Origin of the sequence: Actinospica sp., assembly GCF_035552695.1 — a bacterium.
GTDB lineage: Bacteria > Actinomycetota > Actinomycetes > Streptomycetales > Catenulisporaceae > Actinospica.
Genome location: NZ_DASZKT010000275.1, coordinates 1 through 24004 on the forward strand (window position 1 = coordinate 1; position 24004 = coordinate 24004).

Below are 24004 nucleotides of genomic sequence, written 5' to 3' on the forward strand. Positions count from 1 at the left end.
ACACCTCGGAAATCAACTGACGAGTATTTGACTGAGGCACGCTTACCATCGCCCTCACGAGGCTTGATGAGTCAAGTTCATCGCTCCGAACTCCGTTGACGCTCTGATCGCCGCCACCTAGAAGGCACAAGCGCACAGGACGTGCGACGCTTCCTCCTGAGGCATATGCACTTGACGCTTCAAGTTATCCCGGCTACTGTCGAATTGTCAGCACAGTGATTGGCCAAGAGGGAGAAGAGCGTCATGGCAAGCAACGAAGAGATCGTCCGAGCGGCGTACCGGGCGGCCGAGGGCGATGCGCGCGACATCAAGGGCTGGCGCGATTCCTTCACCGAGGACGGCGTCTTCAACATGATGTCGAGCGGGGACAGCTACCGGGGCGAGAAGCTCGATGACGTGGTGACGTTCATGTGGGGCGTGTTCCCGGACATCCACCGCGAACTGCTGCAGGTCCACGATCTTGGCCAGGACCTGGTCGCGGTCCAGCTCCTGATCCAGGGAACCTTCGAGGGCCCGTTTCCGACGCCCGCCGGACCGCTCGCGCCGAACGGGGTGAAGACCAGCGTCCCCGCGGCCGACATCTTCCACCTGCGTGACGGCAAGATCCAGACGTTCGACTGCTACCCCATGGTCAACATCAGGATGGCCCAGATGGGGATCTCGTTCGACTTCGCCTCCGCTGTCATGAAGAGGTGAATATCATGCCTGATGCCCGCTGGGACCGGCGGCGCTGGCTCGTCCTCGGAGTGATAGGCCTCGCCCAGCTCATGGTGGTGCTCGACCTCACGGTGATGAACATCGCGCTGCCGTCCGCGCAGCGCGCGCTGCACTTCACTACCGCGGACCGGCAGTGGGTGGTGACCGCCTACACCCTCGCCTTCGGCAGCCTGCTGCTTCCCGGCGGCAAGCTGGTCGATCTGCTCGGTCAGAAGGTGACGTTCCTGGCCGGGCTGATCGGCTTCGCAGGCATCTCGGTCATCGGTGGCGCGGCCGTCAACTTCGGAATGCTGGTGACGGCGCGGGCCGGGCAGGGAGCGTTCGCCGCGCTGCTGGTGCCGTCGGCACTGTCCCTGTTGACCACCACGTTCAGCGAGCCGAGGGAGCGCGGCCGGGCCTTCGGCATTTACGGGGCGATCGCGATGGCGGGAAGCGCGGCGGGCCTGCTGCTCGGCGGCGCGCTGACCGAATACCTCGACTGGCGCTGGACGCTCTACATCAACCCGATCCTCGCCGGACTGGCCCTGACCGGCGCGGCGCTGCTGCCAAGCGGACAGCCGTCCCGAACCCGCTCGAGGCTGGACGTCACGAGCGTGCTGCTGGTTTCCAGCGGTGTCTTCTGCCTGGTCTACGGGTTCTCGAATGCGGCCGCGCATTCTTGGGACACGCCGTCCACCTACGGGTTCATCACCGTCGGCGCGGCACTACTGGCGGCCTTCGCGGTGTGGCAGGGACGCGCGGCCAACCCGCTGCTACCGCCCCGCATCGTGCTGGACCGCAACCGGGCCGGCGCCTACGCCTCGATGTTCATCACCGGAGCAGGGATGTTCGCCACCTTCCTGTTCCTGACCTACTACATGCAGCAGACACTCGGCTACTCGCCGCTGGTGACCGGCCTCGCATTCCTGCCGTTCAGCATCGGCTCTGCGGCCGCCGCCAACCTGTCCACCATCGTATTGCTGCCCAGATTCGGGCCCAGGCAGCTGACCGCGTTCGGGATACTCGCCGCAGCGGGCGCGATGGTCTGGCTCGCTCAGCTCGGCCCGCACACCGGGTACGCCACGGGCGTCCTGGGCCCGCTCATCGTCGACGGCATCAGCCTCGGCATGGTCATCTCACCGGCGATCAGCACCGGGACGTTCGATGTGGCCCCACAGGACGCCGGAGTCGCGTCCGCGACCGTCACCGTCGCCCAGCAGCTCGGTGCCTCGATCGGAATCTCACTGGTGAACACCATCTTCGCCGGCGCCGTTGCCTCCTACCTCACGACGCACCCCACCTCAGCCCGACTGACCGGCCGTCAGACGCCGACCGAGTCGGCACTGGCGCACGGATACGACACGGCGTTCTGGTGGATCGCCGCCATCTTCGCCGCAGGCGCACTCATCGCAGGCGCCATGCTCCCCCGCGGTCCGCTGGTCCCGGCCGGCTCACCATCCCAGGCCGTTGACGAAGTAACAACCGCACAGGCGACGTAGCCGTCGCCCGCTTCAGCTGAACAGTCAAGCCAAAATCTCAGGAGGTTGTCATGAAGAAGCTGCAACGCGCCACCCTGGCCGTCGCCGTCACCGGCGGCCTGGGGATCGCCAACGCGGCGGCCGGCGCACAGCCCGCGGCCGCCGGTCAGAACACTCAGACCGTGACGGACGACGGACGCGGCGGAGACGTGCGAGCCAACGAGCGCGTGGTGGAGACGTTCCTGCGTGAAGTCATCGACGAACACAACGGCAGCGCCACGGCCGGCCTGGTGACCTCGGACGCGGCGTGGCACGGCGGCACGCTGGGCGTCGTCTCGGGCAGCGCCAACGTCGAGGGCCTGTTCACAAGCATCGTGACCGCGCTCCCCGACCTGAACTCCACCGTCTACGACGTCATGGGCCAGGGCGACCAGGTCGTGGTTCGCCAGATCCTCACCGGCACCCAGAAGGGCGCCATCATCGGCATCCCGGCGAGCGGACGCACCGTCACCTGGAACGCCCTCGACCTCTTCGTCCTGCGCGACGGCAAGATCAGCCAGATCTGGGCCGGGGACGACTGGACCGCGGTCCTCAACGACACGGGAACGTACAAGGCGCCCTGGATCAGCTAGCCCACGTGTGCGCATCGCCATGCGATGCGCACACGATTTTCCGCATCGGCACTCCTGCTCTCGATGCAGTTCATCGGAGTCCGGGGGCGGACGGGGAAACCGCCGCGTCGCGGACCGAATCGGAATGATGGAGGAGTCTGATGAAGCGTGCACTACTCGTCTCCGGAGCGGCGGCGTTCATGACCATCGGAGCGGCCACGGCGGCCTCCGCCGCGGCCTCGACGCACACCGCGGCCTCGGTCGCCGGCGTCGAGATCGGCCCTGCGAACAGCTAGGCGCTCGCGGTCAACGACCACGGCGACGTGGCCGGCGACCTCAGTGTGGGCCAGCAGACTGACGGATTCGTCTGGCACGCCGGCAAGCTCACCAACCTGGGCTTGCTGCCCGGCGGCGCCAACACCGAAGTCAGCGGCATCAACCAGTGCGGCGACGTGGTCGGCGAGGCGCAGGCCGGCGATGGGACCTTGCACGCGTTCGTGTGGCGCGACGGCAGGCTGACCGACCTGGGCACCCCGGGCAGCAACAGCGGCGCGACCGCGATCAACGACAGCGGGCAGATCATCGGCACCAGCGACGCCACCGGCGGCCGGACCCTTGCCACGGTCTGGCACAACGGCAAGGCGACCACACTGCCCGGCCTCGGCGGCTACTCCGCACCGCTCGCGCAGGACGACGCGGGGCTGGTGGTCGGCTACAGCGAGAACACCTCGGGCGTGGCGCACGCGGCGATATGGTCGAACGGCAAGCTCACCGACCTCGGCCCCGGCCAGGCCGTCGACGTCGACAGCAGCGGCCAGGTCCTGGTCTGCGGCGCCGGCGCCGGGCGGCCGGAGAGCGCGTTCCTGTGGCAGAACGGCAAGAAGACGGCCCTTCCGACCGGATTGTGGTCGGTGACCGGCCTGAACGACAAGGGCCAGGTCATCGGTACCTACGGGACCGAGGGTGTCAACGGCTTCGTGTGGCACGACGGCACGATGACCAGCCTGGGCAACGTCCAGCCGCTGGCGATCAACGATCTCGGGCAGATCATCACCTTCGGCGGCACCGTTCTGCACAACGGGACGACGACCGCGCTTTCGCCGACCGACAACCGCCCGAACGCCATCAGCGACACCGGCCTCGTCGTGGGTCTGAGCGGAGCTCCGGTGGGCGCGACCATCTGGCAGGCGCCGGCCGCAAGCTAGCACCGCGGCACTGGAGCACAGCAGTACCGGAGCACCATGCCTTAATACTGGAACACGCTAGTACTGGAACACGCTGCCTGGTGTCGAGAGTGGCCGGCCCTCGGAAGCGTCACGACGTCCGTGCGCCGGCCCCGTCGTTCGGCGGGGCGGGCGGGCGGCTTCGGCCCGTGCGGATGTCGAGCCGGTGGATGACCCGGTCGACGATGACCGGGTCCGCGCCGGGCTCGGTACGGGCCAGCTGCATCTCGTGGCGGCCGGCGGCGATCAACTCCTGCTCCACCCGCAGCAGCTCGCCGGCGCGCTTCATCCGTTCGGTCATCTCGCGTCGCTGTTCCTCGTCGTACAGGTCGGGCCGATACCGGGCCAGACGGTCCAGCTGACGTTGTTTCAGCCGGTCGACGAGCTCGTCTGACAGTTCCTCGGTCTCCGCCAGCTCCTTGAGCCGTCGCGCCCCGGCCTTGCCGACGCGCGCCCACAGCTGCCGTTCGGCGGCGTCCTGCTCATCCTGGCCCGGGCTGAGTTCGAGCCGCTGGACCAGCCAAGGCAGCGTCAGGCCCTGGACCAGAAGGGTGAACAGCACCACGCAGAACGCGATGAAGACGAGCTCGGAACGCAGCGGGAACGCGCCACCGCCGTCGATGGTCCGCGGGATCGCCAGCGCGAGGGCGACCGAGGCGACGCCGCGCATTCCGGCCCACCACAGCACGCTCGACTCGCGCCAGCCGGCCGAGTTCGCCTCCTCCCTGGTCCCGCGGCGCAGATCCCAGCGGGACAGCAGCCAGGAGCCCGGCAGCAGCCAGATCAGGCGTACCCCGACCACCACGGCGATGACGATGCCGGCGTGCGCGAGCATGGACGGCCAACGGTTGCCCACCGCGTCCAGCACGTTCGTCAGCTCCAGTCCGATGAGGCCGAAGGCCATGCCGGAGATCAGCAGCTCCACCACGTCCCAGAAGGCCCCGCCGACCAGCCGGAATCCCACGTCGTCCGCGCCGACCGCCCGGTCGTTGATCCACAGCGAGCACACCAGGACCGCGAGCACCCCGGAGCCGTGCACGAGGTCGGCCAGGCTGTACGCGGCGAAGGGCACCAGCAGGCTGAGCCCGACCTGCAGCGTGGGGTCGCCGAGCACTGCCATCAGCTTCCCGCTGAGCCAGCCGAGCGCGACCCCGAACACGACCGCGGCCACGGCGGACAGCGCGAGCAGCCCGGCCGCGTGCAGAGAGGAGAACCTGCCGGTGACGACCGCGTCGATGCCCAGGCCGTAGACGACCAGCGCGGTCACGTCGTTGAACAGGCCCTCGGTCTCCAGCGAACTCAGCAGCCTGCGCGGCAGGCCGACGCTCCCGGCCACGGCGGCCGCGGCGATCGGGTCCGGCGGAGAGATCAGCGCGCCGAGCGCGATCGCCGCGCCCACCGGCAGCGCCGGGATCAGCGCCGAGCACGCCCAGGCCACCGCCGCGGTGGTGACCAGCACCAACGCGACCGCCAGCAGCAGGATGGTGCGCAGGTTCGCCCGGAAGTAGCTGGCCGTGGAACGCTGCGCCGCGGCGTAGATCAGCGGCGGCAGCACCAGCGGGAGGATCAGATCAGGATCCAGCGAGATGTCGGGGACGAAGGGGAGCACCGCGAGCACGATCCCGAAGCCCGTCATCAGCACCGGCTGCGGCACGCCGATCCGCACGGCCAACGGAGTGGTGACGATCGCGGCCAGCAGTACTACGAACAGCAACGTCAGCTGGGACACCTCGCTGGCCAACTCCTCCACGGGCCGGGACCGCGTACTGCGTCCAGTGTGCCCGGTCACGTGGCGCGAAGCCGTCGGACACCGCCGTCCGAGCCGATCGGGCTGGTCCTGGGACAGATACGAGCACTGGTTGGCCGCGACCGCGGCCGAGGCGCTGCCCGAGCCGGAGGCGAACGTACGTGATTCCACGGATTCGGGGAGACCGAAACCTTCGTAGCGTTCCCCTCGTGCAAGCGATGCACGAAGATCTCGGGAGGGGACACCCATGAAGTGGACTTACCGGCTCGGGCTGACGACGTCCGCGGTGGCACTCGCCGCGGGTCTCGCGGCGGCCACGGCGACCAACGCGAGCGCCGCCTCGACGACGCGGCCGTCGATCACCGACGTGTGGTTCAGCGGGAACGCGGGCCCCGGCCAGGAGTCGCCGTACGTCACGATCGACGGCTCCGGCTTCGGGAGCACGTACCCGTCGGGCAGCTCCGACGACAACACCAGTTGCGGGACGTACACCAACAACGGCGACGTGTTCGGCAACCAGCTGTACTTCACCGACGACACCGACTTCGAGGCCGGATACAGCGACTCCAACAGCGCGGACTGTGTCGGCGTCACCGTGTTCTATTGGAGCGACACCCAGATCACCCTCGAGTTCGGCAACGCCTACGGCACCTTCCAGCACTGGTACCTCGCCAACGGCGACGGGTACGCGGTCACCATCAAGGGCAGCAGTTACGGCGGCGTCGTAAGCGGGCTCGGCTAGGAGCCTTCGACCATTGGTGATACGGATAGCCTTGGCTGGATGCCCAGTTGTCCGGATTCTGGCGGAAGGATGCGGTGAGCATGGCCGAGGCGGCTCCGAGATACCGGCGGGACAGGGCCCGGCTGCCGGCGGCCCAGCGTCGGCGGCAGATCATGGAGGCGACCTGCGAACTGATCGCCGAACGCGGCTTCTGGGGCCTGTCCATGCAGGACGTCGCCGACCAGTGCGGACTGACCGTCCCCGGGCTGCTGCATTACGTCGACTCGAAGGTCGGGCTGCTCATCGCCGTTCTCGAGCATCGTGACGTCGAGGACGCCCGGTCGCTGCGCAGGGAACTCGGCGTCGGTGCGGACGAGGTGCCCGACGAGTGGTCTGACGGCGGGCCGAAGGGCGTCGACCTGCGGCAACTGTGCGCCGCGACAGTACGACGCAATAAGCAGCAGCCTGAGATCGTGCGGCTGTTCGCGGTGCTGGAGATCGAGTCGTTGAGCCCCAGCCACCCGACGCACGACTACTTCGCGGCGCGCCAGGCGAGAGTGGTCTCCTCGTTCGCGGCGCTCGCCAGGGAACTGACCGACCGCCCGGGGGTTCTCGCCCGGCAGATCGTGGCGATGATGGACGGCCTGCAGGTGCAGTGGCTGCGCGCGCCGCAGACCATTGACTTGGTCGAGGAGTGGGAAGTGGCCGCCGAACTGCTGTTCGGCCGGTGACGAGCAGGGTCACGGGGTTCGTGTTCCGGGGCGGAGGCAGCGGGCCGGGACTCGGACGGATCAGCCCTCTTGTCGGGAGGCCCGCGGTGAAGTACTTTGCGAATCCGGGCACTATCTAGCACCTACTAGGCACTCGCTTAGTGGGTGCCGATACGGCCACGTGCCCAGCCCAGGATCGGCGACGTGGGATGTGCCTCGGGGTCTCAATCATCACCCACACCTCGAATCTCCCAGGAGACACGCAACGATGCACTCCACCCACCAGCATCTCGACCGCCGCAGACGCCACGCGTGGCGCGCCGCGGTCGCCGTGGCGGCGGCCGCGGCTCTGAGCATGGCCACGGCGACAGTGGTCATCGGCACGGCGTCGGCCGCGACGAACACCCCCGGCACCATCGTGGGCCAGCAGAGCGGCCGGTGCGTCGACGCGCAGGGCGCCGGCACCGCGAACGGCACCGTCGTCCAGATCTACGACTGCAACGGCACGGCCGCGCAGCAGTGGCAGGCGCAGTCGAACGGGTCGATCGTGAACCCCGCCTCGGGCCGTTGCGCCGACGTGACGGGCGCCGGCACCGCGAACGGCACGCGTGTGCAGCTCTATGACTGCAACGGCACCGCCGCGCAGCGGTGGACGATCAATGCCAGCGGGGAGGTCACCAACCCCAACTCGGGCAGGTGTCTCGACGCGAACGGCAGCGCGAACAGCTCCTACCTGCAGATCTGGGACTGCACCGGGACGGCCAACCAGCTCTGGACGGTCAACGGCGGCAGCGGCCCGACCGGCACCCCCACCGGCGGTGGCGGCAGCGGCTTCTGGTCGCAGATCCACGCCGGCTGGAACCTGGGCAACTCGTTCGACACGACCTGCAACGAGACCTGCTGGGGCAACCCGGCTACGACGAAGCCGATGATCGACCTGATCGCGACGAAGTTCAACTACCTGCGCATCCCGGTGACCTGGTACCCGCACATGACGAGCGGGGCGCCGAACTACACCGTCGACCCGAACTTCTTCGCCCGCCTCAAGCAGGTCATCGACTGGGCCATCAGCGACAACATGTACGTGGACATCAACATCCACCATGACGGCGGCGGCAGCAGCTGGCTGATTCCGAGCAACGAGGCGATGGGCACGACCGAGCCGGAATTCGTCGCGCTGTGGACGCAGATCGCCACCTACTTCAACGGCGAGGGCGACCACCTGCTTTTCGAGTCGATGAACGAGCCGCAGGACGCCAACGGCGGCAACCGGTACGGCGGCGGCACGTCGGACAACTGGGGCCCGATCAACACATTGAATCAGGACTTCGTCAACGTCGTGCGCGGGACGGGTGGCAACAACGCCACTCGCTGGCTGCTCGTGACGCCGTACGGCGCCAACGCGGCGACCGGCGCGGACAACCTCACGGTGCCCGCGGGCGCGAACATAGCGGTATCGGTGCACACGTACAATCCGTGGGCCTTCTGCTCCACGGCCGCGCCGGACTACCTGACCTGGGACGGCTCGATGAACTACCTGCCCGACGGGGACGTGAACCACGCCGATCAGCTGTTCACCAGCCGCGGCATCCAGGTGGTCTGGACGGAGTACGGCGCCACCACCAAGCCGTACAACGGCGGCGACAATTCCGGCGAGGTCGCGAACTTCGACTCTCACATCACCTCGTACGCCGCGCAGTTCGGCCAGAAGACCGTGGTGTGGGACAACGGATACACCGGAGTCGGCGACGACCAGTTCGCCCTGATGAACCGCGGCACGGTGCAATGGCAGCGGCCGAATATCGCCAACGCGATCCAGGCCGCGGCCGGCTGACCTGGCACAGCCCGAACACCTGGCCATCCGGTCGGCGCCCACGACGCCGACCGGATGGACCACGGGCGTATGCGGTACCTCAGGGCTCGCTCAGGTGTCTGTCGGCGGCCCGGGCGGCCAGGACGGCCAGGCTTCGGCGGGCGAGTAGGAAGCACAGAGCGGCGCAGGGCAGTTCGAGCAGAAGCGCGGAGACGATCGCCTGCACATGGGCGGAGCCCGGGGCGGAGGTCGTCACGTCGAACCAGGCATCCGCGCACAGCAGGGTTCCACCGGCCGCCGCCGAAAGTACGATCCTCGGATCTCGCCGCCAGGCGCACACCCCGATCCAGGCGAGCACGATGATCAGACCGATGTCGAACCCGACCCAGGTACTTCGGTAGTGCAGAGAGACCGCCCGCCTGGGCAGGCTCACCGCGAGATACACGACCCATGGCACGAGCACCACGGCGAAGGCGAAGTAGAGACGGCCGATCTGACGCGCGGCCCGCTCGCGCCGCGTTGCTCGGCCGGAAGTCGTGCCGGAGAGTTCTGACGGATCGACCACGTTGGGCATTCTCGCACGCACGGATGAGGAAGAACGGTTCAGCGCTCCGGACGCGCGATGCCGGTCTGGTACGCGAACACGACGGCCTGGACCCGGTCCCGCAGGCCGAGTTTCGGCAGGATCCGGCCGACGTGCGTCTTGATCGTCGACTCGGACAGGAACAGCCGCTCGGCGATCTCGGCGTTGGACCGGCCCTGCGCGACCTCGGCCAGGACCTCCCGCTCGCGCTGGGTGAGCCGGGCCACGCGGGCGTCAGCGTCGGCGGCCGCCGACGCGTCGCCGACCGGCAGTTGATGCGCGAAGGTCTCCAGGAGCCGCCGGGTGATGCGCGGGGCGACCACGGCGTCGCCGCGCGCCACCGTTCGGATGGCGGCGAGCAGTTCGTCGGACTCGATGCTCTTGAGGACGAAGCCGCTCGCGCCGGCCCGCAGCGCGGCGAACGCGTACTCGTCGAGGTCGAACGTCGTCAGCACGAGCACGCGTGTCTCCGGAAACCTGGCGGCGATCTGCTCGGTGGCCTCGATCCCGTCCATGCCGGGCATCCGCACGTCCATCAGCACGACGTCCGGCTGCTCCAGGCCGGTCACCCGCAGCGCCTCCGCGCCCTCGCCGGCTTCGCCCACGACCTCCAGGTCCGGCTGGGCCTCGATGAGCATGCGGAAGCCGAGGCGCAGCAGCTGCTGATCGTCCACGATCAGGATCCTGATGGTGCTCATCGGGGCTCCTCCGCCTCGTCCAGGTACATCCGGGCGTGCACGCGCCAGCCGTGCGGGCCCGGGCCGGCCTCGATGCTCCCGCCGTACGCGGCGGCCCGTTCGCGCATCCCGACGATGCCGTGGCCGGAGTCCGTGGCGCGGACGCCTCCGGGCCGGCCGTCGTCGGTGATCTCCACGTCCACGGCGCCATCGCTCCTGCTCAGCCGCACGCACGCCGCGGTCGCCCCGTCGGCGTGCTTGCGGATGTTCGTCAGGGACTCCTGCACGATGCGGTAGATCGCGAGCTGCGCGCCGACCGGCAGGTGCCCGAGGTCGTGCTCGACGATCAGCCGGCTCGGCAGCCCGGCCTCGCGGACCTCGTCGAGCAGCGCGTCGAGCTGGGCGATCCCCGGTTGCGGGTGGCGATCCGCCGCCGGCTCCTCGGTGCGCAGGGCGCCGACCATGCGGCGCATCTCGCCGATCGCGTCCCGGCCGGTGCGCGCGGTCTGCCGCATCGCGTCGGCCGCGCGGTCCGGGGTGATGGCGGTGACGGCCGCGGCTCCGTCCGCCAGCGCGATCATCACCGAGAGGCTGTGGCTGACGATGTCGTGCACCTCGCGCGCGATCCGGGTGCGCTCCTGGGCGACGGCGAGCCTGGCCTGCTGGTCACGCTCGCGTTCGAGGCGGGCCGCACGGTCTTCGAGCGCGGCGAGATAGGCCCGGCGAGTCTGATGGTTGAACCCGGTCATCAGCGCGGCGAGGGCTGTGCCGGTCATCAGCACGATGGACGGGAGATAGAAGTCGTGCGGGGCCCAGACGAAGAACGCGATGCCGGCCCAGAGCTCGAACACCGCCGCGCCGACGAGGGCGAGACGCCTCGGCCGGCTCGCGGCCAGCGAGTAGAGCGCCGCCAACAGCGCGACGAACAGCATGGGCGCGGCCTGATCCGATCCGACGGCCAGGCCCGCGACCGCGATCGCCGTCACCGCCGCGAAGACCGCGACCGGTGCCAGCCGCCGGAAGCCGAGCGGGACGAACCCGGCGAACGCGAGTATCCACACGGCCGTCGCGACCGGTCGTTGCTCCGCGCTGATCCGGCCGACGGCCACCGCCGCGAAGACCAGCACGACCAGCACGTCCACGACGGCCTGGCGGCGCCGCAGCCAGGCCCGGACGGCCGAGGCAAGCCGGTCCCGATCCCACCGGTGCCTCAGCCGTCCGTCAATCCTCGATACCGCCATGCCTAGACCTTGCCACCAGATCAGGCGTCGCGGCGCTTGAGCACGAATGCCGCGCCGACCAGCGCCACCGCCGCGTATACGCACATCACCGCGAAGCCGGTCCACGGCGCGAGGCTGCCCGCCTGCTGAGTGGGCGAGAGCAGCGCCTCACCCGCGTTGCTGGGCAGATAGGGCGAGATGTCGGAGCGGATCGAGGAGGGAAGCAGATCGATCATCACCGGCAGCAGCAGAAGCACGCCGAGCAGCGTGGAGATCGCCCCCGCGGTGTTGCGCATCAACCCGCCCAGAGCCACGCCGATCAGCCCGACCACGGTCAGATACAAACCCGCGCCGAGGACCGAGCGCAGAACGCCCGAGGCCGAGATGGTGGTCTGCAGGTTCTGCGAGGTGAGCACGGACTGCGCGCCGAAGAAGGCGATGAGCGAGGCGATGGTCATGGCGACGAGGGTGACCGCGCCGAAGACCAGGCTCTTGCCCCACAGCACCGGCAGCCGCTTGGGCACCGCGGTCAGCGAGGCCCGGATCATCCCGGTGGCGTACTCTCCGCTGATCACCAGCACTCCCAGCACGCCGACCGCGAGCTGCGCGAACATATGGCCGCGCAGGGCCGCCTGGGTGGGGTCGAAGCCCGCCTTGTCGCCGGCGGACATCGTCGACCACTGGTTCGCCGTGACGGCGGAGAAGAGGATGCCGACGCCGGCCATCAGCAGGAAGGCCACCAGCAGGGTGATCCTGGTCGAGCGCAGGCTGCGCAGCTTGATCCACTCGGAGGCCAGGACCCGGCGCATGGTGACCCGCTGGACCTGCACGTGCGCGGTCGGGGCGGTCGGGGTCTCGGTGCTCGAAACGAGCGTCGTGGCGCTCATGCCGCGCTCCTTCCCGCGCCGACCGGCAGGCCGGCGCCGTCGTCTTGGGACGTGCGGTATTCGACGGCGTCCTGGGTCAGCTCCATGAACGCGTCCTCGAGCGAGGCCTGCTGCGGGGCCAGCTCGTACAGGGTGATCTGGTGTTCGGCCGCGATGACGCCGATGCGGTCGGATTCGAGCCCGGTCACGGTCAGCACCCCGGTCTCCTCGCTGCTCACGGTCACGTCGGGCCCGGCGATCAGGCCGCGCAGCCGGGAGGCCTGCGGTGAGCGGACCCGGACGGAGTTGTTCGAGGCGAGGTTGACGAACTCCTCGACCGAGGTGTCCGCGATCAGTTCGCCGCGCCCGATCACGATCAGGTGCTCGGCCGTGAGCGCCATCTCGCTCATCAGGTGGCTGGACACGAACACCGTGCGGCCCTCGGCCGCGAGGCCGCGCAGCAGGTTGCGCACCCAGCGCACGCCCTCCGGGTCCAGGCCGTTGACCGGCTCGTCGAGGATCACCGTCCGCGGGTCGCCGAGCAGCGCGGAGGCGATGCCGAGGCGCTGGCCCATGCCGAGCGAGAAGCCGCCGACCCGCTTGCGGGCCACCTCGCGCAGGCCGACCAGGTCGACCACCTCGTCCACCCGCCGCCGCCCGATGCCGTGGGTGGCGGCCAGGGCGAGCAGGTGGTTGTGCGCCGAGCGCCCGGTGTGCACCGCCCGCGCCTCGAGCATGACGCCCACCTCGCCCAGCGGCGCGGCATGCTGGGCGTACGGCTTTCCGTTGACGGTCACACTCCCGGCGCTCGGCTCGTCCAGGCCGACGATCATCCGCATCGTCGTCGACTTGCCCGCGCCGTTGGGCCCGAGGAACCCGGTCACGATCCCGGGCCGCACCTCGAAGCTGAGCCCCTTGACCGCAGTCTTTTCTCCATACCGCTTGACCAGCCCGTCCGCTGAGATCATCGCGATCCTCCTTTCTCGTCCGGCGGCATCCCCGCCTGTCGACGACGCTACGGACAGCCGCGTCCCGCGACGATCACCCAGCGGCCGAATCCCCCGAGCGCGGGGTAAGACCGAGGGCGGACCCGGCGGCGGTCCGCGTACCCCGCCAGGACCAGGGCGCCGCGCTGCACGGCCGCCCCGGCCGGATCGCCGCCCACGCCGTCGTCGCCGCGGGCTATCGTGGGGCCGTGATCGAAACTTCCTCGGGACCGCGGCGCATCGGAGTCATGTTCGACCGTTCGCGGCCGCCGGAAGAGCTCGCCGACTTCGCCCGGGCCGTCGAGGAACTGGGTGCGGACGATCTGTGGGTCGTCGAGGATCTGCGGTGGGCCGGATCGATCGCCTCGGCCGCCACCGCGCTCGCCGCGACGCGGTCGCTGCGCGTGGGTATCGGCATCGCCCCGGCTCCGCTGCGCAATCCGGCGCTGCTCGCGATGGAGGTCGGCACCCTGGCACGGCTGTACCCGGGACGAGTCGTGTCAGGGCTCGGGCACGGCGTCATCGACTGGATGCGCGAGGCCGGGGCGCTGGTGCCGAACCGCCTTGATCTGCTCGCGGAGACCGCCGCCGCGCTGCGTGCGCTCCTGCATGGTGAAGAGGTCACCGTGCAGGGCAAGGCGATCCGGCTCGACGGGGTCCGCCTGGTCCATCCTCCCGAGCAGCCGCCGCCGGTCGTCCTCGGCGTCATCGGCCCCCGCTCGCTGGAGATCTCGGGCCGCATCGCCGACGGCACCCTGGTGGTCGAGGGGCGCGGCCCGCGCGAGCTGCCCGGGATCCGAGCCCTGATCGACAAGGGCCGGGGTGCGCGTAAGGACGATGCGGGCCCCGATCCCAGCCGGCCTTCAGCGCCGGCGCACGAAGTCATCGTGCTCACGCACCTGATCCTCGAGGCCGACCCGGCCGCGGCGCGCGCCGCGCAGGCCCCGATCCGCGCCGAGTTCAGCGGTTTCCTCAACGTACCCGAGCATGAGGTCTTCCTTGCCTCCGGCGACGCGGCCACGGTCGCGTCCCAGGTCGGCGCGCTATGGGAGGCCGGAGCCGACACCGTCGTGCTGCGCCCTGTCGGCGAGACGCCGCTCGATCACTTCGCACGGGCGGTGGCCGCGCTGCGGGGCTGACAAGTGAATACGATCATCGTGTTCGTACATAGTGCCGTTCAGCGCTCTACTATCGGTGACCATGGCGAATCCTGACTCGGGCGACGCGCCGAGTGGAAACGGAAGCGGCGCACCCGGCGAGTTCGCCGAACCACACCATGCCGATCACTACATCATCTGCGGTGGCAACACGCTCGCGCACCGCCTGGCCGTCGAACTCACCGAGCAGTACGAGGTGCCGGTGATCGCCATCGTGCCGAGCCGCGATCTCGATCACGCGCCGCAGATCATCAGGATCCTCGGGGAATCCGCCGTCGTCATAGCCCCCACGATCACCGAAGAGGTCTTGAACGCCGCCGGTGCGCCAGACGCCCGCGGCATCGCCCTCGTCGACGGCGACGACCAGAGCAACATCCACGCCGCCCTGCGCATTCAGGCCCTGAACGAGGACGTCCGCATCGTGTTGCGGATCTACAACCAGCGCCTCGGCAATCACATCGAGCGGCTGCTGAAGAACTGCTCCGCACTTTCCCGATCCGCCACCGCCGCGCCCGCGTTCGTCAACGCCGCGCTGCGGCGGCCCAACTCGGTCCGGGTCGGCAGCCAGGCCGTGAGCGTCGAAGTCGGGGCGCGCGGCGAGCGCGAGGACTTCCTGTGCACGATCGCCGACCACATCGACACCCAGGACTTCACACGTATGCGGATGCTGCCGGACTCCCCGGGCCCCGCAGCCGTCTGGATCGGCCGGACCGAGCGGCAGCAGGTCGTGGAGCCGGATAGCCGCGCCGTGCTGAGCTTCGTGGACGAGGAACCGAACCCGGTTGCCTCACGCGGCTCCAGGGTGGGGTGGCGACTGATCGACATGGTGCGGTTCTTCACCAGTGTTCAACTGCGGATGGTGCTGCTCGGCTCGGCCGTCGCGGTCATCGGTTCGTTCGCGCTGATCTGGGCGCTGGCGAGACCGTTCGCGTGGGCCGCGTACCAGACGTTGCTCGACATCGCGGGCTCCGCGGTGCCGGACCTCTACGGCCAGCCGCCTTCGGCCGGGGTCGGCGGACCGTGGCAGCGCGTCGCACAGGTCGCCATCACGCTCAGCGGCATCCCGCTGATGGCCGTCGTCACCGCCGTCCTCGTCGAGAACGCGGCATCCGAGCGCCGCGGCGCACCGCGCCAACCGAGCGGCGGCGTGCGCGGCCACGTGATCGTCGTCGGCCTCGGCAACGTCGGCACACGTGTCGCCACCGTGATACACAGCCTCGGCATCCCGGTGGTCTGCATCGAACGCGACGTCAACGTACGCGGCATTCTGGCAGTTCAGGCATTGGACATTCCGGTGCTGACCGGTGAGGCGCCGCTTGAGCACCATCTGCGCCAGGCGCGCGTGCACCGCAGCCGGGCGGTGATCGCGATGACCGGCGACGACGCGGCCAACCTGGAGGCGTGCCTCGAGGCGCGGGCCATCGCCCCGGACGTGCGTATCGTCCTGCGCCTCTTCGACGACGACTTCGCGACGCGGCTCTACCAGTCGTTCACCAACGCGGCGTCCCGCTCCGTCTCGTACCTGGCCGCCCCTGCCTTCGCGGCCGCGCTGATGGGCCGTGAGGTGCTCGGCACCCTCTCGGTGTATCGGCACGTGGTGCTCGTCGCCGAGTTCGTCGCCGAGGAGGGCTCGGACCTGGTCGGCAGCACGCTGCGCGACATCGAGGCCTCCGGCGAGATCCGGGTGATCGCGGTGCGCTCCCCCGCGGCGCGCGACTACCTCTGGCGCCCCGACCGCGGCCGTCACATCGGCGTCGGCGACAAGTACGTCGTGCTCACCACGCGCGCCGGCCTGGGCCGCCACACCGGCCGAGTCGGCCAGACCAGCGCTCAGCCGGACTGAACTGCGATGACACCAGTAGCAACGCCAGTAGCATCGATCATGGGCAAGGGCGAAAAGGAGACGGGCATGGGCATCGGGACTGACGACCTGATCGACTTCACGAGCGCGGCACCGGTGGCCGGCTCGCTCGACGTCGTCTGGCAGCACGGGACGCGTCGCGGCAAGCGCGGCTCCGAACCCGCGATCCAGGTCCACCACTATGACGAGCACACCGTGATTCTGCGGCAGAGCAAGACCACGAATTACGAGGCGCCATTTCTCTTTCTGCTGTTCGGCAACCAGCGGGCCTTGCTTCTCGACAGCGGGGCCACGAAGGATCCGGACGAATTCCCACTGCGCCGCACGGTGGACGACCTGATTGCCGCATGGCTGGAGCGCCACCCCCGGGACGGCTACGAACTCGTCGTCGCCCACACGCACGGACACGGCGATCACGTGGCGGGCGACGTCCAGTTCGCAGACCGCCCCCACACCATCATGGTCACGCGGGATCTCGACGCCGTCGTGGACTTCTTCGGCTTCGACACCGCCGCATGGCCGGACCAGACCGTCTCCTTCGATCTCGGCGGTCGAGTCCTGGAGATCTTCGGCTCCCCGGGCCACCACAAAGCTGCCGTCACCTGCTACGACCCGTGGACCGCGATCCTGTTCAGCGGGGACACCGTCCTACCGGGTCGGCTCTACGCCTTCGACTTCCCCACCTTCTGCACCACGTTGGACCGGATGACGGCGTTCGCCGAGACACACCCGGTCAGCCACGTGTTCGGCTGCCATGTCGAGATGACCAGCCGCCCGGCCCGCGACTATCCGCTCGGGGCGACCTACCAGCCGGACGAGCGCGCCCCGCAGATGACCGTCGCCCAGTTGGCCGCGGCCCGCGACGCGGCCCGGTCCGTGGCCGCCACGCGCGGGGTGCACCGGTTCGACGACTTCATCATCTACAACGAGCCGCGTCAGCGGGACATGATCAGGCTGATGCTGCGCGGACTGGCCGCCAAGGCTCGGCTCTGACGCGACCGCGCAGCACTCTGACCTGGACCTATCCCCATGTGCGGCGCGTCGGGGGCATTCCCGAGCCGCCGGCCGGGTCGGGCAGGACGCCGAGCACCTGGTGGACGGCGATGCCGCCGTCCTCGAAGCCCAGTGCGCTGGCGGCCATGTAGAGCCGCCAGATCCGGGCGCGGGCGGGTCCGACCAGCCGCACCGCCTCGTCCCAGTTCGCTTCGAGGTTGGCGACCCAATGCCGCAGGGTCCTGGCATAGTGCTCGCGCAGCGATTCGACGTCGCGGACCTCGAACCCGGCACGCTCCATCGCGAGCACGACCTCGCCGACGTCGAGCAGCTCGCCGTCGGGGAAGACGTAGCGCGCGATGAAGGACTTGCTCCCCATCACGGAACCGCCGACGGAGGAGATCGCATGGTTGAGCAGCCGGCCGTGCGGGCGCAGCAGCGAGCGGATCACGGTGAAGTACTCCGCGGTCCGCTCGGTTCCCACGTGTTCGAACATGCCGACCGAGGACACCGCGTCGAACGTCTCGCCGGCCAGGTCCCGGTAGTCCTGAAGCCGAATCTCCACCTGGTCGGAAAGCCCGGCCTCGGCCACGCGCTCCCGGGCCGCGGCGGCCTGCTCCTCGCTGATGGTCACGCCCACCACCTCGGCCCCGTACCGGGCGGCGGCGTGCAGCGCCATCGATCCCCAGCCGCAGCCGATGTCCAGCAGACGCATCCCCGGGCGTTCGTCCAGCCCCAGCTTCCGGCTGATCAGCTCGTGCTTCGCCGCCTGTGCGTCCTCGAGCGACGTGTCCTCGTCGGTGAAGCGGGCGCAGGAGTAGGTCAGGCTCGGCCCGAGGAACAGGCGGTAGAAGTCGTTGCCCACGTCGTAGTGGTGGCTGATCGCGTCGGCGTCGCGGCTTTTGGAGTGCCGGCGGCCGCGGGGCCGGGCCTCCTCGGGCGGCGGGGACGGCGGCAGACCCAGCGCCCCGAGCCGGCGTGCGACGCCGAGGGCTGAGAATGCCGCGCCGATGCCGATCTGAGCGTCGTTGGACGCGGCGCCCTGCAGGGTGCGCAGCACCGTGAACACGTCACCCGCCACATCCAGGTCTCCGGCCACGTACGCCCGGCCCAGACCCAGCTCGCCGGGCGACCACATCATCCGGCGCAGCGCGTCGGGAGACAGCACCTTGACGACATCCGAGCCGTCCCGGGGGCCGGCGGCACTGTCGTCCCAGAACTCGAACCGCACCGGCGGAGCTCCGCCCAGCACCGTCCGCAGCAGCGGCCCGAAGAGCCCTGCCACGCTCTGGCCCTGCGCGGATTCCCGCGCCGAGGTTCGCTCCCGCTCGTCAGTGGACATCCGTGGCTCCTCTCAAGCCGAACGCGGCGCGGCGACGGGCTGATCCGTCCCGTCCACGCTCCCGGCGAGGTATTTCGCGGTGATCGCGCGGTTGTACTTGCCGAACATCGTGCCGAGCGTGACCAGATCACCCTGGCTCCAGCCGTCGAGCAGATCCGCCAGGTTCTCGGTGCGCAGTACCCGGACCGTCTCCATCCGCCGCAGCCCCTCGTCGGTCGGCGTGATGATGCTGCGCCGCCGGTCCTCGGGGGCGGGCGAACGCTGGACGAGCCCGGCGTCCTTGAGCACGCAGACCTGCCGGCCGGCGGTCGAGGGGTCCAGGCCCAGGGACGCGGCGAGGCCGTTGATGTCCATCGGCCCGAACTCGTCCAGCGTACGCAGCAGCAGATACGACGCCCGGTCGAGGTCGTCGTGCAGGTCGGTGCGCCGGTAGAGCATCTCGATGTTCCTGATCAGCACTGCCGTCTGCCGCTCTATGACGGCCAGGGCCGGCGCCTCGTCCATGGCCTTCTCCCGATTATCGGTACGATGCATGTTATTGTCGGTATCATACCGGTGGTGGCCGGGACGCCTCAAGCGGGACTCACGGTCGAAGAACAGGGGGCGGAGATGGCTTTGCGCGGCTGGGCACGCGAGAGCTGGGACCGGGTGGTGGCCTCCGATCCGGGCCTGCACCGACTGCGCATGGCGCTGTCCGCCGCGGCCGCGATGGCCACCGCCCTCGGGCTGGAGTACGGATACGCGCGAGCGACCCATGCCGGCACCGAAGGCATCGTGATCGCGATGCTGCTGGGCACCGTGATCGCGATGATCGGGTCGATGGCCCTGGCCGGACCTCGCGCGTGGCCGAAGGTCCGTATCGCGGTCTTCTTCCCGATCGCGATCGGCGCGGGGATGGTTCCCGGCGTGGCCGTGACCGGGAACGCCGACCTGACGCTCGCCGCGTTCGTGGCCGTCATGTTCGTGGCGGTGTACATCCGCCGGTTCGGACAGCCGTACTTCTTCCACGGCTTCATGATCTGGATGGGCTACTTCTTCGCGGCATTTCTGCACGCGCGCTGGTCCGAGATGCCTTCGCTGCTGGCCGATGTCGCCCTCGCCACCGGATGGGTGCTGCTGCTGTCCATCACAGTGCTGCGCACCCACCCGCGTCGTACGCTGCGCCGGGTGCTGCGCGCGTTCGACGCGCGAACGCGGGCCGTGGCAAGGGTATGCGCGGACCTGCTCGCGACCGGCTCGGACGAGGCACGCAGGGCCCGGCTAGGCCGCAGACTGCACTCGCGGCAGTCGCGGCTGGCCGAGGCGGCGCTGATCGTCGAGGGCTGGTCGGCGGAACCGGAAGCCCTGCCGCCGGGCTGGTCGGCGACGGCGCTGCGCAGGCGGCTTCTCGAAACCCACCTCGCGGTGGACGAGTTCGCGGCGGCGGCCAAGTCACTGATCCCGGCCGACGACCGCGTGACCGACGAGTCGGCGCGGATCGCGGGACATCTTGCCCGGCGCGAGGACCAGGCAGCCGCATCGCACGCGCGCAGGCTGCTGGCCCTCGATCGGGTCGGACCCGATAAGGCCGCTCATCCTCGTGACGTGCACGCTCGTCGGTTGGCCACTGCCGCGTTGGAGTACGTCGACCTCGCCGCCCGCGCCGACACCCCGCCGGAGGTCGACGACGCCGAGGAGTTCTCACCCGCCATCAGACTCGCCCTCGGCGCCCTGCCCGGTTCCCCTGCCGTGGCCGGCGGCGTCGCGGCGCGCGGCCGCTGGAGCCCGCTCAGCCGAATACCGCTGACGACGAGGCAGGCCATCCAGGTCGCCGTCGCGGGAACGCTCGCGATCATCGCCGGACGGGAGCTGTCTCAGGCCCGGTACTACTGGGCGGTGATCGCGACCTTCATCGCCTTCACCGGAACCGCCACCCGGTCGGAGACGTCGATCAAGGCCGGCAACCGAGTCCTGGGAACGCTGCTCGGCTTCGGCGTCGGGCTGGGCCTCGTCCACCTCACGGCAGGGCACACGATATGGCTGCTCGCGGTGATCGTCGCCAGCATGTCCTGCGGCTTCTACGTGGTGAGCGTCTCCTACGCAGGCATGATCTTCTTCGTCACGATCATGGTCTCGCAGCTCTACAGCGCACTGCACGAATACTCCCCCGACCTGATCGTCCTGCGCCTGGAGGAAACCGCGATCGGGGCGGCGATCGGGATCGCCGTCGCACTGGTCGTCCTGCCGACCAGCACGCGTGACACCGTCGACGTCGCGAGCCGCCGGTACTTCTCCGCACTCGCCGACCTGTCGCGAGCCATCGCCGCCCGCCTGACCGGCGACCGCGCCGACGTCGCCCCCGGCCCGGGCACCCGCGATCTCGATGCACTCACCCGCGCGCTCGACGTGCGTCTGCAGCAGCTTTCCCTGGTCGCCCGACCGCTGACCCACTCCCAGGGCCGAGCGTTCATCCTGCGCAACGACCCTGTGCTCGCGCGCCAGCGGATCACCATGTACGCGGCCGTCACGCGACAGATCCGCAGATCGGCTCTCGCCGCCCAGCGTTCGCCGTCCGACACCCTTGAGGCCGCCGCCCTATCTCAGACCTATGCCGCCCTCGCCGACGTCGCCGCGGACCTGGCCGAGACCCCTGCGCGCGACGGGCGCTTGGCGATCGGAGCGCAATCAGCGGCCTGTCCACTGGGCCGAGTGCGGGGTCTGATGGATGAGCTCACTGCGCCGCATGCGTCGTGACCTACAGGTGGAAGAGCGCTGCCGAAACGCGCGCGACCAGGTACCAGGCGGCGGAGCCCACACCGACGAAGAAGCCGATGGGCCAGTTGGTCTGGTAGGACGCCGCGATGGCGATCCAGACGGTGACCAGGGCGAGGACGACTGCCAGGGTCATCGCGGGTGCGGGGTGCTTGGTCACGGCGCGGGCGGCCGCGGGCGGGCCGACCATGAGGCTGAACATGAGTAGGGCGCCGACGACCGGGACCGCCATGGTCGCGGCGAGGGCGAGCAGAGTGAGGAAGAGCAGGTCGATGCGCAGGGAGGAGATGCCGCGGGCTTCGGCGACCTCGGGCAGCGTGCTGGACAGCATCAGCGGCCGGTAGCTCGCTGCCAGGACGACCAGGCACGCCAGCGCGAGTATGGCGGTCAGCCCGACATCGTTCGCGCTGATTCCGAGAACCTCACCGAAGAGCAGGGAGTAGATCTCGGGGGCGTATTCGGTGCTCCAGGACAGGAACAGCGCGCCGAGCCCGAGCATGAAGGCGACGATGAGCGCGGTGACCGCGTCGTGCCTGCCCTTGCGGGAGAGAAGTCCGATCAGCAGGGCGCCGCCGACGGAGAACACTCCGAGCCCTGCCAGGCTGCTTACGCCGACGAGGCTGGCGCCGGCGGCACCGGCGAAGGCGGCGTTGGGCACGGCGTGCGCGGTGAACGCGGCGCCGCGCAGTACGACGAAGAAGCCGACCAGGGCCGCGATGACCGCGACGATGCTCGCGGTGATCCACGTGTCGGTCATGAAGGGGGCGAACATCGTCAGACGGCCTCGATGACTTCGTGCGGCGTGCGGCGGGTGGCCTGGGCGGCGCGCCGGAACCGGACTCCGCTGCCCAGGTACGCGGCGAAGATCAGGGTGATGACGAAGAAGCTGACCGGCCATCCGTTGCCGACCGGCGGCCAGTGGTAGCTGTCGTAGGCCAGCAGCACGCCCAGCCAGGTGGCGACGGTGCCCAGGGCCCCGGCGATCGCCATGGCCGCCATCGGGCGGCGGGTGAGGCGCAATGCGGTGGCGGCAGGGCCGATCAGCAGCGCGGGACTGAGGATCGTGCCGACGATCAGGGAGGCGAGGGCGACCGTGATCCCCATGGTGATCATGAAGATCAGGCCCAGGAGCCGGATCCGCACTCCTCGGGCGGCGGCCAGGTCGGGGCTGACGGAGCTGAGCAGCAGCGGCCGGTAGAGCAGCGTGAGCAGGCCGAGGCCGAGCACGGCGAAGCTGACCGTGGCCGGGAGGGTGTATCCGGAGATGGCGAACAGGGAGCCGAACAGGACGGTGATGGTCACCCCGGTGGTCGAACTGCTGGTGGTGTCGAAGTAGAGCAGCAGAGCCGACAGGCCGAGCACGGCCCCGAGCACGATGCCGGTGGACACGTCCCGGGCGCTGCGCCGCTCGGAGCCGGCCAGGTCCATCGCGCCGCCGACCGCGATCCCCGCGCTGATGAAGCCCCACAACGGTCCGATGCCGAAAAGGAACGCGCCAGAACCGCCGAGGGTACCGAGGTCGGCGAGGGAGTGCCCGGCGAAGGACTGGCTGCGCAGCACGGTGAACACACCCACCGCACCGGAGATCAGGGCCACGACGGCTCCGGTCAGCAGCGCGGCGTGCACCGGGCCGCTCGCGAAGAACCCGGGTTCGAATACCGCTTGCAGGAAGCCGGGCATCACGCCTGCACCGCCAAGGGCTCGCCGTTTGCGCGTTCGCCGTTGGCGGGCGAGGTGTCGGCGGGCAGGGTGTCGGCGGTGACGGTGGATCCGGCCACGACCAGGATGCGCCCGTCCACGCGCAGGACGCTGACCGGATGCCGGTAGAGGCCGGAGAGCACCTCGCTGCGCACGACCTGGTCGGTGGTGCCGCAGGCGGCGCGCCCCTCGGCGAGGTAGACGACCTTGTCCATCACGGGAAGCAGTGGGTTGATGTCGTGCGCGGAGAGCAGCACCGCGACGCTCTGGTCCCGGGCGACGCGGGAGGTGAGTTCGACGATCTCCTGGCCGCTGCGCAGGTCGAGATTCGCCAGCGGCTCGTCCATCAGCAGCAGCCGCGGTCGGCCGATCAGGGCGTGCGCGATCAGGATGCGCTGCTGTTCGCCGCCGGAGAGGGTGCCGACGCGTTCGTCGGCGAAGCGGGTGGCGTCGACCGCGTCGAGCATCTGCTCGACGGTGGCGCGGCGTTGGCGCGAAGGCAGCCGCGGGCCGAGCTTCTCGCCGTCCAGGCCGAGGGCGATCAGGTCGCGCGCCCGCAGCGGCGCGTCCGGCTCGATCTGGATCTTCTGCGGGACGTAGCCGACACCCCGGGCCCGGCGGGTCAGCGGTTTTCCGCCGACCCGCACGGTTCCGGCGTCCGCGGCGCGCAGCCCCATGACGATGCGCAGCAGGGTGGTCTTCCCGGCGCCGTTCGAGCCGATCAGCCCGGTGAACTCGCCCGCCGCGAGGGCGAAGGAGACCTGGTCGAGGACCTGGCGGCCGCCGAGGCGGATGGAGACCTCGTCGAGGGCGAGGACGTTCTCGGGGCCGCGCGGCGCGATCTCGTTGCTTGTGCCCGTCATGGGTGTCC

23 protein-coding genes are annotated in these 24004 nt (G+C 69.8%); 12 read left to right on the top strand and 11 right to left on the bottom strand.

The window, feature by feature from the left end:
• Nucleotides 1–243: 243 nt before the first annotated feature.
• The 5 genes from VG296_RS31160 (at nucleotide 244) to VG296_RS31180 (ending at nucleotide 3990) form a co-directional block, all read left to right on the top strand.
• Nucleotides 244–696 carry a nuclear transport factor 2 family protein gene (locus VG296_RS31160; protein ID WP_325572094.1) on the top strand — a complete coding sequence of 151 codons (453 nt, stop codon included), beginning with the start codon at nucleotides 244–246 and terminating at the stop codon, nucleotides 694–696.
• A gap of 5 nt (nucleotides 697–701) precedes the next feature.
• Nucleotides 702–2195: an MFS transporter gene (locus tag VG296_RS31165; protein WP_325572095.1), complete on the top strand. Its 1494-nt coding sequence runs from the start codon at nucleotides 702–704 to the stop codon at nucleotides 2193–2195.
• A 50-nt stretch (nucleotides 2196–2245) separates the two neighbouring features.
• Nucleotides 2246–2806, top strand: a complete 561-nt coding sequence (locus VG296_RS31170) for an ester cyclase (RefSeq protein WP_325572096.1) — start codon at nucleotides 2246–2248, stop codon at nucleotides 2804–2806.
• Nucleotides 2807–2946: 140 nt separating this feature from the next.
• Nucleotides 2947–3081 (top strand): hypothetical protein, encoded by a 135-nt coding sequence (locus tag VG296_RS31175; RefSeq protein WP_325572097.1) that lies wholly within the window; start codon nucleotides 2947–2949, stop codon nucleotides 3079–3081.
• Nucleotides 3082–3108: 27 nt separating this feature from the next.
• Nucleotides 3109–3990, top strand: a complete 882-nt coding sequence (locus VG296_RS31180; protein WP_325572098.1) for a hypothetical protein — start codon at nucleotides 3109–3111, stop codon at nucleotides 3988–3990.
• A gap of 109 nt (nucleotides 3991–4099) precedes the next feature.
• On the opposite strand, the gene VG296_RS31185 is transcribed toward VG296_RS31180, so the two are convergent.
• A complete protein-coding gene (locus VG296_RS31185) occupies nucleotides 4100–5737 on the bottom strand; it encodes a Na+/H+ antiporter (protein WP_349259772.1) in 1638 nt (545 codons plus the stop codon).
• Between the two features lie 265 nt (nucleotides 5738–6002).
• Between VG296_RS31185 and VG296_RS31190 the strand changes: the two genes are divergently transcribed.
• From VG296_RS31190 to VG296_RS31200, 3 genes are all read left to right on the top strand, one after another.
• Complete coding sequence (locus VG296_RS31190; RefSeq protein ID WP_325572100.1) at nucleotides 6003–6497, top strand: hypothetical protein; 495 nt, start codon at nucleotides 6003–6005, stop codon at nucleotides 6495–6497.
• 80 nt (nucleotides 6498–6577) lie between these two features.
• Nucleotides 6578–7207, top strand: coding sequence for a TetR/AcrR family transcriptional regulator (locus tag VG296_RS31195; RefSeq protein ID WP_325572101.1), 630 nt, complete (start codon nucleotides 6578–6580; stop codon nucleotides 7205–7207).
• Nucleotides 7208–7454: 247 nt separating this feature from the next.
• Nucleotides 7455–9020: a cellulase family glycosylhydrolase gene (locus VG296_RS31200; RefSeq protein WP_325572102.1), complete on the top strand. Its 1566-nt coding sequence runs from the start codon at nucleotides 7455–7457 to the stop codon at nucleotides 9018–9020.
• A gap of 79 nt (nucleotides 9021–9099) precedes the next feature.
• Here VG296_RS31200 and VG296_RS31205 read toward each other — a convergent pair whose 3' ends face one another.
• From VG296_RS31205 to VG296_RS31225, 5 genes are read right to left on the bottom strand one after another with little or no spacing between them, the layout of a single operon-like run.
• Nucleotides 9100–9564, bottom strand: a complete 465-nt coding sequence (locus VG296_RS31205; protein WP_325572103.1) for a hypothetical protein — start codon at nucleotides 9562–9564, stop codon at nucleotides 9100–9102.
• A 38-nt stretch (nucleotides 9565–9602) separates the two neighbouring features.
• Entirely contained in the window at nucleotides 9603–10280 is a 678-nt protein-coding gene (locus tag VG296_RS31210) for a response regulator transcription factor (RefSeq protein WP_325572104.1), read from the bottom strand.
• A complete protein-coding gene (locus VG296_RS31215) occupies nucleotides 10277–11500 on the bottom strand; it encodes a sensor histidine kinase (RefSeq protein ID WP_325572105.1) in 1224 nt (407 codons plus the stop codon). Before VG296_RS31215 ends, VG296_RS31210 begins: the two co-directional genes overlap by 4 nt.
• Before the next feature lie 20 nt (nucleotides 11501–11520).
• Nucleotides 11521–12366 (bottom strand): ABC transporter permease subunit, encoded by an 846-nt coding sequence (locus tag VG296_RS31220; RefSeq protein WP_325572106.1) that lies wholly within the window; start codon nucleotides 12364–12366, stop codon nucleotides 11521–11523.
• A complete protein-coding gene (locus tag VG296_RS31225) occupies nucleotides 12363–13313 on the bottom strand; it encodes an ABC transporter ATP-binding protein (RefSeq protein ID WP_325572107.1) in 951 nt (316 codons plus the stop codon). The genes VG296_RS31220 and VG296_RS31225 overlap by 4 nt, the downstream gene beginning before the upstream one ends.
• Before the next feature lie 227 nt (nucleotides 13314–13540).
• Here VG296_RS31225 and VG296_RS31230 point away from each other — a divergent pair, with 227 nt between their 5' ends.
• The 3 genes from VG296_RS31230 to VG296_RS31240 all read left to right on the top strand — a co-directional run bounded on the left by VG296_RS31230 (nucleotide 13541) and on the right by VG296_RS31240 (nucleotide 17342).
• Nucleotides 13541–14470 carry an LLM class flavin-dependent oxidoreductase gene (locus VG296_RS31230; protein ID WP_325572108.1) on the top strand — a complete coding sequence of 310 codons (930 nt, stop codon included), beginning with the start codon at nucleotides 13541–13543 and terminating at the stop codon, nucleotides 14468–14470.
• A 31-nt stretch (nucleotides 14471–14501) separates the two neighbouring features.
• A complete protein-coding gene (locus VG296_RS31235) occupies nucleotides 14502–16331 on the top strand; it encodes an NAD-binding protein (protein WP_325572109.1) in 1830 nt (609 codons plus the stop codon).
• Nucleotides 16332–16397: 66 nt separating this feature from the next.
• Nucleotides 16398–17342: an MBL fold metallo-hydrolase gene (locus tag VG296_RS31240; protein ID WP_325572110.1), complete on the top strand. Its 945-nt coding sequence runs from the start codon at nucleotides 16398–16400 to the stop codon at nucleotides 17340–17342.
• Between the two features lie 28 nt (nucleotides 17343–17370).
• Here VG296_RS31240 and VG296_RS31245 read toward each other — a convergent pair whose 3' ends face one another.
• Together VG296_RS31245 and VG296_RS31250 are read right to left on the bottom strand one after the other, a co-directional pair.
• Nucleotides 17371–18684 carry a cyclopropane-fatty-acyl-phospholipid synthase family protein gene (locus tag VG296_RS31245; protein WP_325572111.1) on the bottom strand — a complete coding sequence of 438 codons (1314 nt, stop codon included), beginning with the start codon at nucleotides 18682–18684 and terminating at the stop codon, nucleotides 17371–17373.
• 12 nt (nucleotides 18685–18696) lie between these two features.
• On the bottom strand, nucleotides 18697–19122 hold the full coding sequence (locus VG296_RS31250; protein WP_325572112.1) for a MarR family winged helix-turn-helix transcriptional regulator: 426 nt from the start codon (nucleotides 19120–19122) through the stop codon (nucleotides 18697–18699).
• On the opposite strand from VG296_RS31250, the gene VG296_RS31255 reads away from it, so the two are divergent.
• Complete coding sequence (locus tag VG296_RS31255; RefSeq protein WP_325572113.1) at nucleotides 19096–21417, top strand: FUSC family protein; 2322 nt, start codon at nucleotides 19096–19098, stop codon at nucleotides 21415–21417. The genes VG296_RS31250 and VG296_RS31255 overlap by 27 nt on opposite strands.
• Before the next feature lies 1 nt (nucleotide 21418).
• On the opposite strand, the gene VG296_RS31260 is transcribed toward VG296_RS31255, so the two are convergent.
• The 3 genes from VG296_RS31260 to VG296_RS31270 are packed head-to-tail and all read right to left on the bottom strand — an operon-like array spanning nucleotide 21419 to nucleotide 23996.
• Complete coding sequence (locus VG296_RS31260) at nucleotides 21419–22192, bottom strand: metal ABC transporter permease (RefSeq protein WP_325572114.1); 774 nt, start codon at nucleotides 22190–22192, stop codon at nucleotides 21419–21421.
• A 17-nt stretch (nucleotides 22193–22209) separates the two neighbouring features.
• Complete coding sequence (locus VG296_RS31265; protein ID WP_325572115.1) at nucleotides 22210–23115, bottom strand: metal ABC transporter permease; 906 nt, start codon at nucleotides 23113–23115, stop codon at nucleotides 22210–22212.
• Nucleotides 23115–23996: a metal ABC transporter ATP-binding protein gene (locus tag VG296_RS31270; RefSeq protein WP_325572116.1), complete on the bottom strand. Its 882-nt coding sequence runs from the start codon at nucleotides 23994–23996 to the stop codon at nucleotides 23115–23117. Before VG296_RS31270 ends, VG296_RS31265 begins: the two co-directional genes overlap by 1 nt.
• Nucleotides 23997–24004 lie beyond the last annotated feature (8 nt).